This window comes from Hyphomicrobium album, from assembly GCF_009708035.1.
GTDB classification, from domain to species: Bacteria; Pseudomonadota; Alphaproteobacteria; order Rhizobiales; family Hyphomicrobiaceae; genus Hyphomicrobium_A; species Hyphomicrobium_A album.
In genome coordinates this window covers 848824-861328 of the sequence record NZ_WMBQ01000002.1, presented here as the reverse complement: position 1 = coordinate 861328, position 12505 = coordinate 848824, and the positions used below count along the sequence as shown (strand labels likewise).

At 66.7% G+C, this 12505-nt stretch carries 15 protein-coding genes; 9 read left to right on the top strand and 6 right to left on the bottom strand.

Going from position 1 to position 12505, the window contains the following annotated elements; translation table 11 throughout:
* Positions 1 to 141: 141 nt before the first annotated feature.
* Positions 142 to 1599 carry an FAD-binding oxidoreductase gene (locus tag GIW81_RS16315; RefSeq protein ID WP_229309369.1) on the top strand — a complete coding sequence of 486 codons (1458 nt, stop codon included), beginning with the start codon at positions 142 to 144 and terminating at the stop codon, positions 1597 to 1599.
* A gap of 168 nt (positions 1600 to 1767) precedes the next feature.
* On the opposite strand, the gene GIW81_RS16310 is transcribed toward GIW81_RS16315, so the two are convergent.
* Together GIW81_RS16310 and GIW81_RS16305 are read right to left on the bottom strand one after the other, a co-directional pair.
* Positions 1768 to 3294, bottom strand: coding sequence for a Clp protease N-terminal domain-containing protein (locus tag GIW81_RS16310; RefSeq protein WP_154740387.1), 1527 nt, complete (start codon positions 3292 to 3294; stop codon positions 1768 to 1770).
* A gap of 112 nt (positions 3295 to 3406) precedes the next feature.
* Positions 3407 to 4090, bottom strand: coding sequence for an SOS response-associated peptidase (locus GIW81_RS16305; protein ID WP_154740386.1), 684 nt, complete (start codon positions 4088 to 4090; stop codon positions 3407 to 3409).
* Positions 4091 to 4131: 41 nt separating this feature from the next.
* On the opposite strand from GIW81_RS16305, the gene GIW81_RS16300 reads away from it, so the two are divergent.
* The 3 genes from GIW81_RS16300 (at position 4132) to GIW81_RS16290 (ending at position 5451) form a co-directional block, all read left to right on the top strand.
* Positions 4132 to 4605 (top strand): NUDIX hydrolase, encoded by a 474-nt coding sequence (locus GIW81_RS16300; RefSeq protein WP_154740385.1) that lies wholly within the window; start codon positions 4132 to 4134, stop codon positions 4603 to 4605.
* Between the two features lie 65 nt (positions 4606 to 4670).
* A complete protein-coding gene (locus tag GIW81_RS16295) occupies positions 4671 to 5036 on the top strand; it encodes a TIGR02301 family protein (RefSeq protein WP_324615073.1) in 366 nt (121 codons plus the stop codon).
* Between the two features lie 169 nt (positions 5037 to 5205).
* On the top strand, positions 5206 to 5451 hold the full coding sequence (locus GIW81_RS16290) for a hypothetical protein (RefSeq protein ID WP_154740383.1): 246 nt from the start codon (positions 5206 to 5208) through the stop codon (positions 5449 to 5451).
* A 6-nt stretch (positions 5452 to 5457) separates the two neighbouring features.
* On the opposite strand, the gene GIW81_RS16285 is transcribed toward GIW81_RS16290, so the two are convergent.
* The gene (locus GIW81_RS16285) at positions 5458 to 6123 is read right to left on the bottom strand and encodes a LysE family translocator (protein WP_154740382.1); all 666 of its coding nucleotides are present in this window, start codon (positions 6121 to 6123) and stop codon (positions 5458 to 5460) included.
* A gap of 75 nt (positions 6124 to 6198) precedes the next feature.
* Here GIW81_RS16285 and GIW81_RS16280 point away from each other — a divergent pair, with 75 nt between their 5' ends.
* The 3 genes from GIW81_RS16280 to GIW81_RS16270 all read left to right on the top strand — a co-directional run bounded on the left by GIW81_RS16280 (position 6199) and on the right by GIW81_RS16270 (position 8374).
* Entirely contained in the window at positions 6199 to 6828 is a 630-nt protein-coding gene (locus GIW81_RS16280; protein ID WP_154740381.1) for a hypothetical protein, read from the top strand.
* Positions 6829 to 6935: 107 nt separating this feature from the next.
* On the top strand, positions 6936 to 7790 hold the full coding sequence (locus tag GIW81_RS16275) for a L,D-transpeptidase (protein ID WP_229309367.1): 855 nt from the start codon (positions 6936 to 6938) through the stop codon (positions 7788 to 7790).
* A gap of 434 nt (positions 7791 to 8224) precedes the next feature.
* Positions 8225 to 8374 carry a hypothetical protein gene (locus tag GIW81_RS16270; RefSeq protein ID WP_154740380.1) on the top strand — a complete coding sequence of 50 codons (150 nt, stop codon included), beginning with the start codon at positions 8225 to 8227 and terminating at the stop codon, positions 8372 to 8374.
* Between the two features lie 21 nt (positions 8375 to 8395).
* Here the strand turns inward: GIW81_RS16270 and GIW81_RS16265 are convergent, their stop codons facing one another.
* From GIW81_RS16265 to GIW81_RS16255, 3 genes are all read right to left on the bottom strand, one after another.
* Positions 8396 to 8887 carry a Crp/Fnr family transcriptional regulator gene (locus GIW81_RS16265; protein ID WP_154740379.1) on the bottom strand — a complete coding sequence of 164 codons (492 nt, stop codon included), beginning with the start codon at positions 8885 to 8887 and terminating at the stop codon, positions 8396 to 8398.
* Between the two features lie 96 nt (positions 8888 to 8983).
* On the bottom strand, positions 8984 to 9196 hold the full coding sequence (locus tag GIW81_RS16260; RefSeq protein WP_154740378.1) for a hypothetical protein: 213 nt from the start codon (positions 9194 to 9196) through the stop codon (positions 8984 to 8986).
* Positions 9197 to 9575: 379 nt separating this feature from the next.
* Entirely contained in the window at positions 9576 to 10904 is a 1329-nt protein-coding gene (locus tag GIW81_RS16255) for a dihydroorotase (RefSeq protein ID WP_154740377.1), read from the bottom strand.
* A gap of 78 nt (positions 10905 to 10982) precedes the next feature.
* Here GIW81_RS16255 and ygfZ point away from each other — a divergent pair, with 78 nt between their 5' ends.
* Both ygfZ and GIW81_RS16245 read left to right on the top strand, forming a co-directional pair.
* Positions 10983 to 11885, top strand: a complete 903-nt coding sequence (gene ygfZ / locus GIW81_RS16250) for a CAF17-like 4Fe-4S cluster assembly/insertion protein YgfZ (protein WP_154740376.1) — start codon at positions 10983 to 10985, stop codon at positions 11883 to 11885.
* Positions 11882 to 12493, top strand: coding sequence for a DNA-3-methyladenine glycosylase I (locus GIW81_RS16245; protein ID WP_154740375.1), 612 nt, complete (start codon positions 11882 to 11884; stop codon positions 12491 to 12493). Before ygfZ ends, GIW81_RS16245 begins: the two co-directional genes overlap by 4 nt.
* Positions 12494 to 12505: the final 12 nt, after the last annotated feature.

Sequence of the window (12505 nt, the reverse complement as noted above, 5' to 3'; positions counted from 1 at the left end):
CGATCGCTTCCGGGTGAGGGGGGAAGCAGTCTCGACCTGGCGCACACGTTTAGGAGACGATTTTTCACGGGCGAGTTGCTGGAATTGGCCATTTCCGGCAACAGTTCAGTTGTTGAAAATCGCAACCCAAAGCCAACCCCCTTGTCCAACACGCGCACCGACGACAGGCAGACCACGACCGCCGCGAGCATCCGCGAGCGGGCGTTGGCGCGCATGGTCGAGATCGTCGGCAGCGCGCACGCCATCGCCGACCCCGACGCCCAATCACCCTACCTGCACGAGTTGCGCGGCCTCTACGTCGGCAAGACGCCGCTGGTCCTGCGGCCCGCCTCGACGCGCGAGGTGGCGGAGATCCTGGCGATCGCCAACGAGGCGCGCATCGGCGTCGTCCCGCAGGGCGGCAACACCGGCCTGGTCGGCGGACAGACGCCGTCACCGGACGGCAGCGAAATCGTTCTGTCGCTGTCGCGCCTCGACCGCGTGCGCGCCGTCGATGCGCAAGGCGGCACGATGATCGTCGAGGCCGGCGTGACGCTCGCCGCGGCGCAGGAAGCCGCAGCCCGCGTCGACCGCCTCTTTCCGCTGAGCCTTGCGTCGGAAGCGAGCTGCCAGATCGGCGGCGCGCTGGCGACCAACGCCGGCGGCACGGGTGTGCTCGCCTACGGCAACGCGCGCGCGCTGACGCTCGGTGTGGAAGTGGTGACGGCCGACGGGCAGGTGTGGGACGGCCTGCGCACGCTGAAGAAGGACAACACCGGCTACGATTTGCGCGACCTGTTCGTCGGCTCGGAAGGCACGCTCGGCGTCATCACCGCCGCGGCGCTGAAACTCTATCCGCGGCCGGCCGAAACCGCCGTCGCCCTCGCCGCCCTCCCCGACATCGACGCGGTCGCCAGACTCTTCCGCCTCGCCGAGGCGCGCGGGCACGCTGGGCTGACGGCATTCGAGTTCATGAGCCGCGTCACGCTCGAGCTCGTCACGCGACACATTCCGAACAGCAAGCTGCCGCTGCGCACGCCTGCGGCGTGGTACGTGCTGCTCGAAATCTCCAGCCCCGAGACCGGCGGCCTCGCCGATGCGACGCTGCAGCGCCTACTTACGGAGGCGAGCGAGCAGGGCCTCGTCACCGACGCCGTCGTCGCCGCCAGTCTGGCGCAGGCGCAGGCGTTGTGGCGGCTGCGCGAGACCGCGTCGGAAGCGCAGCGGCACGAGGGTGGCAGCATCAAGCACGACGTGTCGGTGCCGGTAGCGCGCATCCCCGAGTTCATCGCCGCGGCATCCGCGACGGTCGAGCGCGTGTGCCCCGGCGCGCGGCCGGTGGCGTTCGGCCACTTCGGCGACGGCAACGTGCATTTCAATGTCACGCAGCCCGCCGGCATGGATAAAGCCGCGTTCCTCGCGCTGTGGAGCGAGATGGCGGGAGCGGTGCACGACGTGGTCGGCGCGCTATCGGGCTCGATCTCGGCCGAGCACGGCATTGGCCAGCTGAAGCGGCGCGAGCTGTTGCGCTTCAAGAGCCCGCTCGAGATCGCGCTGATGCGCAAGATCAAGGCGGCGCTCGATCCGCACGGCATCCTCAATCCCGGCAAGCTTCTCTAAGAGTCCGGCTAGTGCCCCCTCACCCGCCGCGCATGCTCTGCATGCCGCGGCGACCTCTCCCCAGCGGGGAGAGGTTAGTGTAGCGCAACCCTTAACCTCTCCCATGGGGAGAGGTCGGAAGCGAATGCAAATGAGCTTCCGGGTGAGGGGGTGAACCCGAATCCGGGGCTAGCCGTTGGTGCTGATGCCGTTGCGCCGCTTGCTGAACGGCAGCCGCCATCCGACGCGCGTCCATTTTGGCCGAGACGGCCGCGGAATGGCCGGTGGACGCCAGCTCGCCTTCACCCAGTCCTCGGTGCCGAGCAGCCAGCGCTTGAAGCTGCCCCGCTGGCGCGTGCGATCGTCGAGCACCAAGTGCGACAGCGTCTCGACGTCGGCGCACAGCTTCTCGATCGCCGCCAATCGCTTGCCGCCGTCCTCGTGCACCGCGCCGATGCGCGCGTTGATGAGGTGGATCTCGCCGGAGTCGTTGCTGCGCCAGTTGTCGATGGCGCCGGCGAGCGTCTGGTGGTTGGCGCCGATCTTCATCAGCGCCTCGTGCACCTCCGCGAGCTCGGCGCTGTAGACGGCCTGCGCCTCCGTCAGCCGCTGGCTTTGCGCCTCGAGCGCCTGCTCGATGGCCGCCACCCGATCGCCGGTGCCGCCGCCGAGATCGAAGCGCTGCTGATCGAGCGTGGCGGCGATCTGCTGCAATTGCTCGGTGAGCGCCGATTGCGCCGCCTCGCTGTTCTGCGCGGCAAGCCGAACGGCGCTGCGCACCCCGGAAATTTCGTCCGACAATGCGGTGATGGCGCTGGCGCGCTCCGAACGCTCGGTGGCGATCGCCGCCTCGATCGTCGCCAGGCGGTCGGCGAATCCGGCGTCGAAAGCGAGCCCCGCGTCGCCGTTCACGCGCGCGTGCAGCGCGCTCTCGATGGCCGAGAGGCGGCTGTCGAGCGGCGACAGATCGGTGTGCGCCGGCACGTGCTGGCGCGCCAGCGCCGCCTCGAGCGCGGCGAGACGGTCGGCGAAGCCGCGTTCCATGTCGGAGAGACGTTCGAACAGGCGCTGCACGACGGCCTGGTCGACACCCGGGCCCTGCATCGGTGCGCCGCTAATTGACAGGGGGCGATCGCCGTCGGCACGCGAGGGTCCGAGCGAGCCCCAGAAATCCCGCGAGCGCGGGAAATGCCGCACGACGAGATCGGCCCCGGGAAGATCGCCACCCACCTCGCCCAGCGCCTGCACGACGTCGTCGACACCGGCCGCACGACCGGCGTGGGCGGCGCGCGAGGCGGCGAGGCGCAGCACGTCTTCCAGCTCGGGCGAGCGGCGCGGGGTGGCGCCCTCGGCGCCCGGTGCCGGCGGATCGCCGGCGATGGCGACGGCACAGTCACGGCGCAGCGAGGCGACGCGCACGCCGCGCGCCTCCAGCGCGACGCCAGCGGGCTCCACCCGCGTCATGGCGAGCAAGAGATGCTCCAGCCGCACCTCGGCCGAGCGGTAGGCGAGTGCCACGTCGTAGGCGTGATTGGCGCAGGCGAGCAGCGTCTCGTCCACCCAGATCGGGCTTGAGCGCTGGCCGACCTGCCGCGCGGGAACAGGCGCAGGCTGTGGCGCCGGCGCGGCGTTCGCCTCGCGCCAGCTGCTGGGGTCGGTCGAGGCGGCGCTCCAGCGCGACGTCCTCAGATCAAGGTCAGGCCCCCGATAGTCCATGCGCACCACTCCTCACAAGCTGGCGGCACCTTACCCCCGAAAGTTGACCGCGGCGAGGGGCGGCGTTCGCGTCAACCAAGCGTAATTTCAAGGGCTTCGAGGGGCGTCGAGATCAAAGGAGCGTGAGGGTGCCGACCGGCTCCTGCACCTCGGGCCCCTCGTTGCGCGGATTGTTCAATTTGCGGCTGACCTCGACGATGTCGAGGAGGTCCTCCGGCGGGGACGCCAGCAGGTGGGCGATGTCGGCCGTTGTGCCCGGCCGGCAGTCGAGCCACAGGTCGAAATGCTCAGGCGGGATGATGACCGGCATGCGGTCGTGCAGCGCGGCCATGGCCGCATTGGCGCCCGTGGTCAGGATGGCCATGGTCTCGATCTCGCTGCCGTCGGCCCCGAGCCAGTTCTCGTAGATCGCCGCGAGCCCCATGGGTCCGCCCTGGCGCGGGCGGACGAGATGTGGGCGCTTGGCGCCGGCATTGCCGGTCCACTCGTAAAAGCCGTCGGCCGGCACGAGGCAGCGCTTGTGGCGCAGCCCGGCACGGAACGAGGGCTTATCGACCGCGCTTTCGGAGCGCGCGTTGACAAGCATCTTGAAGGCGCGCGGGTCCTTCACCCAGGACGGGATAAGCCCCCAGCGCACCAGCGCCATCTCGCGCCCGCCGCGCGGCGTATCGCGCACGATCGCCACCGGCTGCGAGGGCGCGATGTTGTAGCGGGGCGGAAACTCCGCCTCGTTCGCGTAACGAAAATAGGCGCGCACCGCCTCGGGCGGTGAGGTAAGGGTGTAGCGCGAGCACATGCGTCTGAACGTAGTGCTTCCCCGCGGCGGAGAGAAGTCGCATGCCCAACCTCGACGACAGAGCCGATCGCATGCACGGCCCCTGGCCGCGCGCCGCCGCCAGCGCCGTGCTGTTCCGCGGCGAGGCGGTCCTGCTGGTCCAGCGCGACGAGCCGCCGGCCGAAGGTTTGTGGAGCCTCCCCGGCGGCGCGATCGAGGCGGGCGAGACGGCCGAGGACGCGGCGCGGCGTGAGGTGAAGGAGGAAACCGGCCTCTTCCCCCACATCGAGGGCCTGGCCGGCGTCTACGACGTCATCGACCGCGACGAGGCCGGCACGGTGGTGCTGCACTATGTCATCGCCAGCTACTTCGGACGCGCCGACGACGGCGAGCCGCGCCCAGCTGGCGACGCCCGCGAGGCGCGCTTTTTCGCGCTCGACCGCCTCAAGGATCTGCCGATGACGGATGGCACCCGCCACGTGGTCGAAGCCGCCTGGCAATTGCTTGCCGCCAGCGCCGATCGGACGCCACCCTAACGTCCAGAATCGATGCTAATGTTCTCCCGATGAAGCACACTTTTCCCAGCCGATCGCGGCCCCTGGTGCCGGCGCTTATCTGCGCCGCGCTATGCGCGCTCGCCGCGATGCCGGCTGCCGCCGCGCCCGACAGCAAGCCGTACGACGATCGCTTGTTCCGCCTGTCGGAGATACTCGGCGCCGTGCACTACCTGCGCGAGCTGTGCGGCGCGGAGGAAGGGCAGCAGTGGCGCGAGCGGATGGCCGATCTCGTGCAGTCGGAAGGCACGTCGGCGTTGCGCAAAGCCAAACTGACACGCAGCTTCAATAAAGGTTATCAAAGCTACAGCCGCACTTATAACACCTGCAGTCCGTCGGCGCAGAACGCCATCAACCGCTTCCTCGCCGAGGGCGCGACCATTGCCGATACGCTCGTGCGCTCGGTCCCCTGATCCACGCCTGAAGCGTGCGGCGATCCGCCGTTTACTGTGAACTCGACACGCCCTTGGTGATGCGCGTTCGCGTGCTATGCACGCTGACGGCATACGCGTGCGCGCGCAGTCGGAACTATCGACCCGCGACCGACGCCGGGGGGCGTAATCGGGTCGAAAGGGGGAAGACATGCAGTTGTTCGATGGCTTCGGTGCCGACGATTCCACATACCGGGCTCTGTCGCTGATCCTCGAAGCGTGGGACGAGGGGACGGAGAGTGGCGTACCCAACGAGCAGATGGCCTATGCGGCGCTGTTCACGGCGCTGACCGACCTCGTGTCGCAGTTCGGCGAGGAGGCGGTCGTCGACCTCGCCAACGGTCTCGAGCGCCGTATCCGCGTCGGGGAATTCACGCTGCATCGCACGCGCCAGTAGGCTGCCTCAGAGCAGACACAGGCGCTTGGCGACGATCTCGCCGATGAGCAGCAGACCGAAGCCGACCAAGAGCAAGCCGGCGACCTGATTGATCACCTGCAGCCGCGTCAGGCTCAGGCGATGGCGGAAGCGCGAGATGAGATGCGACAGCGCCAGCCACCAGGCAAGGCTGCCGCCCATCACCGCCGCGACGATGGTCAGAGCGTCGACGTAGCTCTCCACCTCGACGAAGGTCGACACGCCGCCGAAGATGGCGAAGAGGCCCAGCACGGCGCCGGGATTGGTGATCGTCAGCAGAAACGTCTGCGGGATGTCCCAGACGAAATCGCGCAACGTCTCGCGGCTGCCGGGAACCGGCGTCACGGGCACGAGACGCGGCTGGCTGAAGTAGAGCTTCAAGCCGAAGGCCACCAGAACCAGGCCTCCGACGACTTGGATGACGCTGCGGTGATCTTTCACAGCTCCCGAAATCGCGCCGACGCCCAGCGCCGCGCACAGCGCGATCAGGCCATCGCCCAGCATGGCGCCGAGGCCCGCCGCAATGCCTCCCCAAAATCCGCGCTCGATGGCGCGCTGGATGCACAGCACGTTGACGGGGCCAACGGGCGCGGCGACAAGAATTCCGATGATGATGCCAACGGGGATAATGAGCGGATTGGGCAGAAAATCCATGCACCTTCCTTTGCCGGCACGCGGGGCGCGCCGGAAGTTGCCGATGATCCACCCGCGCAGCGCCGGAGTCCGATGATGCGGTTTATCGTCGAGGGACGTTGGGTAGGCTTGCCGGTATTGGTACTGGCGGTAGTCAGCATTGTCTATGCGGCGCCCTCCGCCTCCCGGGAAGGGCGCGCCGCGAATGATGCGCCCAAGACGGTGGGCGCGGCTTCGAAGTTTGCCAAGCAGCTGCACAAGCCGGGCGAGGATATTGGACCCCTTCCCGGGCCCGTCGAGGAGATGCGACAGGCCATTCTCGCCGCCGCGCATTCGGGCGACATCGAGGATTTGCGCGAGCCGCTCGACTGGAACGAGATGAAGCCCGAGGTGGCGGCGGCTGCCGGTGAAGACCCCATCGCCCACTGGAAGAAGACGTCGGGCGACGGGAACGGCAGAGAAATACTCGCAGTGCTGGCCGAGATACTCCCCATGCGGGCGGCGGAGCTGCCGCTCGGCAAGGATCTCGAGAACAACATCATCTACGTCTGGCCGTATCTCGCCGAAATGGATCTCGGCAAGTTGACGCCCGCGCAGGAGGTCGAGCTCTTGCAGCTCGTCGGTCCGGCCGAAGCGAAGGCGATGCGCGACAAGAAGAAGTGGACGTGGTGGCGGCTGACCATCGGCGCAGACGGTACGTGGCACTCCTTCAAGAAGGCCGAGTGAGGCGATAAGTAGCGGCGGCGCCAATAAATTTTGCCGCGACGGGTTGCATGATGTCGGGGCGTTCCCAGATCTATCGCGTACCACCTCTAGCCCCGGGGGGATCCTCCATGATGTGGCGAGCAGCTCTGGCGGCGGCGACCGTCGTAACGTTGGCGGACGCAGCCCCGGCCCAGGCGCAATTCTACGGCTACGAGAATTATGGCCGCGGCCCGTTCTGGGAGCAGCGGCCCCGCAATCGCCAGCAGTGGCGCAACGACTATGACGATGACTGGGGCTATGACGGCGACTATCGCCGCGAGCCGATCACTCGTAGCGGCGGCGCCCGCCCCGCGATCTCCCCCATCGCGCCGCCCAAGGTCGCGTTCCACAGCAACTTCGCGCCGAACTCCATCGTCATCGATAGCGGCGGGCGCGCGCTCTACTTCGTGCTGTCGGCGACGGAAGCCTACCAGTATCCAATCTCTGTGGGCCGCGAGGGCTTCTCGTGGACGGGAACCGAGGTCATCAGCCGTCAGCAGGCGTGGCCCGACTGGCATCCGCCGAAAGAGATGATCGCGCGCGATCCGCGTCTCCCCGACAAGATGACCGGAGGCGTGAAGAACCCGCTCGGCGCCCTGGCGCTCTATCTCGGCAACACGCTCTACCGCATTCACGGCACCAACGAGCCGCAGAGCATCGGCCGGGCTGCGTCGTCGGGCTGCTTCCGCATGATGAACGAGAACGTGCTGCACTTGGCGAGCCTCGCCAAGGTCGGCACCCCCGTGACGGTGGTGAAGCAGTTGCCGAACCAGATGGTTGCGGCGCGGCCGTCGAGGCCGCCGGTCGTCGAGGCTGCGCCGGAAGAAGAACCGTTTGCGCGTGAGGCGCCGGGTCGCGATCTCCCGCCGGACTACGAGGATCCGCGCCTCTATGAACCGTATGACCGGGACGAGCGCCTGGACCGCTACGGCGACCCGCTGTAGCCGTCACACGTTCAAGCAGTCGGACTGAGGCAGCGCGTGGCGGGCGACGGTCACGCGCGCGTTCACCTCCAACGCAAAGGCTGCGCTGGCCGAGGTCCGCATAGCGCCAGTAGCGGACATCCGGGAGTTGAGTTGACTGATCCGGCACGACACTTGGCTGAGCGGGAAGCCGCTGAAGCTCCGGAGCCGCATATTCCGTTTACGCCGCATTAATAGACTCAGGCCAGCGTAGATGGTCAGCCGATGAACCTACCCCTTCGTCCATCGGAACGCCGCAAGGCGCGCAAGGCCCCAGCCGACAGCCCTGGGGCCTTTTGCGTCTCAGATTGCAAACTGAGACAGTACCGGCGGTTGACGAGAACAACAGACTACGCTGGGCCTATGACCGACCGGACACCCGACGAGTTAGGTTATCACCGGCCGCTACCCGACCTTTGGAGATCACGCTTGGAGCGTTCAAAGCTGCTATCGTCGCCATTTCCGCACTGATTGTGCTGGCTGTCATCACGATCATCGTCAGCCAGGAGCCGGGACCGATCGACCCGGACAATCCGCCGCCCGCTGCCGAACCACTCTCACCTTAGCTGCGGTGGCCGAAGGTGCTTTCATGCGGCCAGGAACAAATCTCCGTCCGTGTAAGGTATCCCCATCTTCGCGCTGAACAGGCGGCCATTTGCTTCTCGGAGCCGACGGCAAACTTCCCTCCCCATATTCATTTGGATCAGCGCAAACTGCTTGAGGTCCCGCGCGTACACTCGGTGAAGGTCGGCAGCTGAAATTCGGATTGCACTGCAATCATCAACCGCACGGACGGTGGCGCTCCGTGAGCAGTGGTCGATTACAGCCATCTCTCCAAAGCAGTCACCCTCTTTCAGGGTTTGCAGGAGACAGTCCTCACCGCGCCATGATTTCAGCACCGTGGCCTTGCCCAGTTCGAGGACGAACATTGAATCCCCTTGGTCATGTTCACGGAAAAAGAAGTCGTTAGCTGCAACCGACACTATCGGGCAGAAGGTCAGCAAAAATTGGAGGGTGTCGGCGTGAATTCCTCCGAAGATAGGCATGCGTTGCAGGAGTTCGATCCGAGCTTCTTGCATGGTGCCTCCAGAGTCTTGTGCCAATCCTTCGCGGTATCGACCACGTGGTAGTATCTTGTGGGCACGAAAGTTCCTGTAAGCGGCACGTTCTAATCGCTACGCGTTGCCTTTGTCGTTGCGGCCGCCCAGCCAACTTTCAGCTTCTTCGAGCGTGAAGGAGTAATCGTGGCCAGCAACACCTGATGGGACTTTGCCACCGGTGGCGAGGTCAATCATTGCGAACCGATGTTGGCCTTTGCCCACCTTGTCGAGCCGGTAGCCCTTGCGCCCGGCTAGGCGGTGAACGCTCTTTTCGTGGGCACCTGTCATGGCACTTGATCTGCACAGGCAAAAAGGAATTGCCGCCAACCGCGGCAAGGTTTCGTGGCATGGAAGGCCTCGACCACGTTGCCGTCAAGGTCAACTTCGAGCGCTGTCTGGTGTGAAGTTGATGATAAATTTTTGGCAGACCGCGAGTAGCGAGGTGCAGCGATAGACGGCCTCAGGGGAGGCCTCGGTCACTCGAGGACCCGGTAGCGGGCGCGGGCACGCCGCGAGGTACCGGTAGCCGGCGAGCTCGAAACGGGCATGACGCCACGAAAGTCCGCTTTGGGCACAGCAGCTGACGCTGTTGTCGATGACCGCAACGTCAGCTTTGGGTCAGGAGGGGACATCGCAGCGCAGAGAACGCGTAGCGTCGGGTCAGCGGTCAGAAGCCTTCGAAGAAGGCGACGGGCGCGCCGTGCGCGGCACCGATGATCTCGCCGTCCCACATCACGCGCCGGCCACGCACGACGGTGCCGACCGGCCAGCCTTTGACACGCTTGCCGTCATAGGGCGTCCACCCGGCGCGGCTCGCGACCTGCGCGTGGGTGATCGTCTCTTCCCGCTTCAGGTCGACGATGGTGAGGTCGGCGTCATAGCCGGCGGCGATGCGCCCTTTTCCACGAATGCCGAACAGCCGCTGCGGGCCGTGGCTCGTCAGGTCGACGAAGCGCTCTATCGACAGGCGCCCCGCATTCACGTGATCGAGCATGATCGGCACCAGCGTCTGCACGCCGGTCATGCCGGAGTGCGAGGCGGGATAGGCGTGATCCTTCTCCTCGCGCGTGTGCGGCGCGTGGTCGGAGCCGAGCACGTCGACGACGCCGCTCGCGAGCGCGGCCCAGATCGCCTGCCGATGCCGCTCGTCGCGCACCGGCGGATTCATCTGCGCGTAGGTGCCGAGCCGCTCGTAGCAATCGGGCGCGACCAGCGTGAGGTGGTGCGGCGTCACCTCGACGCTTGCCCAGTCCTTGTGCGCGGCGAGAAACTCCATCTCCGCCGCCGTTGAAACGTGCAGCACGTGTGCCCGCCGCTTGTGCTTCTCGGCGAGGCCCACGAGCCGCCGCGTCGAGATGATCGCCGCTTCCTCGTCGCGCCATTCTGGATGCGAAGAGGCGTCGCCGGCGCGGCGCACGCTCATGCGCTCGATGAGGCGTGCCTCGTCCTCGGAATGGAATGCAGCACGGCGGCCGAGGCGCGCGATGATGCGATCGAGCGAGCTCTCGTCGTCGACCAGCAGATCGCCGGTGGACGAGCCCATGAACACCTTGATGCCGGCCGAGCCTTCCAGCTTCTCCAGCATCGGAATGTCGTCGATGTTCTCGCGCGTGCCGCCGACGTAGAAGGCGAAATCGCAGAACATGCGGTTGCGGGCGCGGCGCACCTTGTCGGCAAGGGTCGCCTCGGTCGTCGTCAGCGGCTTGGTGTTCGGCATCTCGAACACGGCGGTGACGCCACCGAGCACGGCGCCGCGCGAGCCCGACTCGAGATCTTCCTTGTGCTCGAGCCCCGGCTCGCGGAAGTGCACCTGGCTGTCGATGACGCCCGGCAGCACGTGCAGACCGCTGGCCTCGATCACCTCGCCCGCCGTCGCGGCGCTCAAGTTGCCGATAGCAGCAATGCGGCCACCCCGGACACCCACGTCGCGCACGCCCACGCCGTCTTGGTTGACGACTGTGCCACCTTTCACCAGGACATCGTACGTGGCGCTCATGTCTCGACCCGCGGCTTGCCTCCGGCCCGCGCCCCGCATACGTAAATCGGACGCCGGTTGCAACCGGAGCGGGGAAAGATGGCTGAGACGAAGATAGCGCTGCTGCCCGATCGCGGGGTCGTCAACGTTACGGGCGAGGATGCCCGCAAGCTGCTGCAGGGCGTGATCACCAACGACATGGACCTGATCGACACGCAGCCGGCGTTGCACGCCGGCTTGTTGAGCCCCCAAGGGAAGATCCTGTTCGATTTCTTCGTGGTGGCCTGCCCGGATGGCTTCTGCCTCGAGACGGCGCGCGCCAAGGCGGCCGAGCTGGCCGAGCGGCTGAAGCTGTACAAGCTGCGGGCGCAGGTCGACATCGAGGACGTTTCGTCCGACTACACCGTGGCCGCCATCTGGCCGGGCGGCGAGCAGAGATCCCGCCCGCTCGGCGATACGCCGCTGCGCTTTCCCGATCCGCGCCTGGCGGGACTGGGATTTCGCGAATTGACGACGCTGCGCTCCGACTGGGCGCTCGGCGACGAGGATGCGGTGAGCGCGACGCAAGACGACTACCACGCGCATCGCATCGGCCTCGGCGTGCCTGAGGGCGGCAAAGATTACGCGTTCGGCGACGCGTTCCCGCACGAGGCGCTGTTCGATCAGTTGAACGGCGTGTCGTTCGAAAAGGGCTGCTATGTCGGGCAAGAGGTCGTGTCGCGCATGCAGAACCGTGGCACGGCGCGCCGGCGCATCGTACCTCTCGTCGGTGAAGCGCTGCTTCCGGCGACCGGTGCTGCGATCATCGCCGGCGACGTAGAGATCGGCACCCTCGGCTCGACGTCCGGCACGCGCGGCCTGGCGGAGATCCGGATCGATCGCGCCGCCGAGTTGCTACAGAAGGGCGAGGGCCTGCGCGCCGGCAACGTCGCGGTGCGCATCGACTTGCCGGCGTGGGCGCGCTTTGCGCTCGATACCAAACCGGCGGGCTCGGCCGCATGAGCTCCGCCCCGAAAGCGCTGCTCCGCTGCACCTGGGCCGGCAACGATGCCGAGTATCAGCGCTATCACGACGAGGAGTGGGGCGTTCCGCTGAAGACCGACATCGCCATCTTCGAGAAACTGGTGCTCGAAGGCTTCCAGGCCGGCCTGTCGTGGATCACCATCCTGCGCAAGCGCGAGAACTTCCGGCGCGCCTTCGACAAGTTCGAACCCGAGCGCATCGCGCGCTATGGCGCGAAGGATATAGCCCGGCTGATGGCGGACGCGGGCATCGTGCGCAACCGCGCCAAGATCGAGGCGACGATCGACAATGCGCAAGCGTACCTTCGCTTGCGCGAGCGCACATCCCTGCGGAAACTCCTGTGGGACCACCTCGGCAAGGACGGGCCGGTACAGAACCGCGTGCGCTCCATGCGCGACATCCCCGCCGAGACGGAACTGTCGAAGCGCATCTCGAAGGCGTTGAAGGCGGAAGGCTTCCGCTTCGTCGGGCCGACGACCGTCTACGCCTTCATGCAGTCCTCGGGCATGGTCAACGATCATCTCGTCGACTGCTTCCGCTATGGGGAGTGCGCCAAGCTGCAAAAGCAATTTCTCGGTTCTCGATGACCGCAACCATTG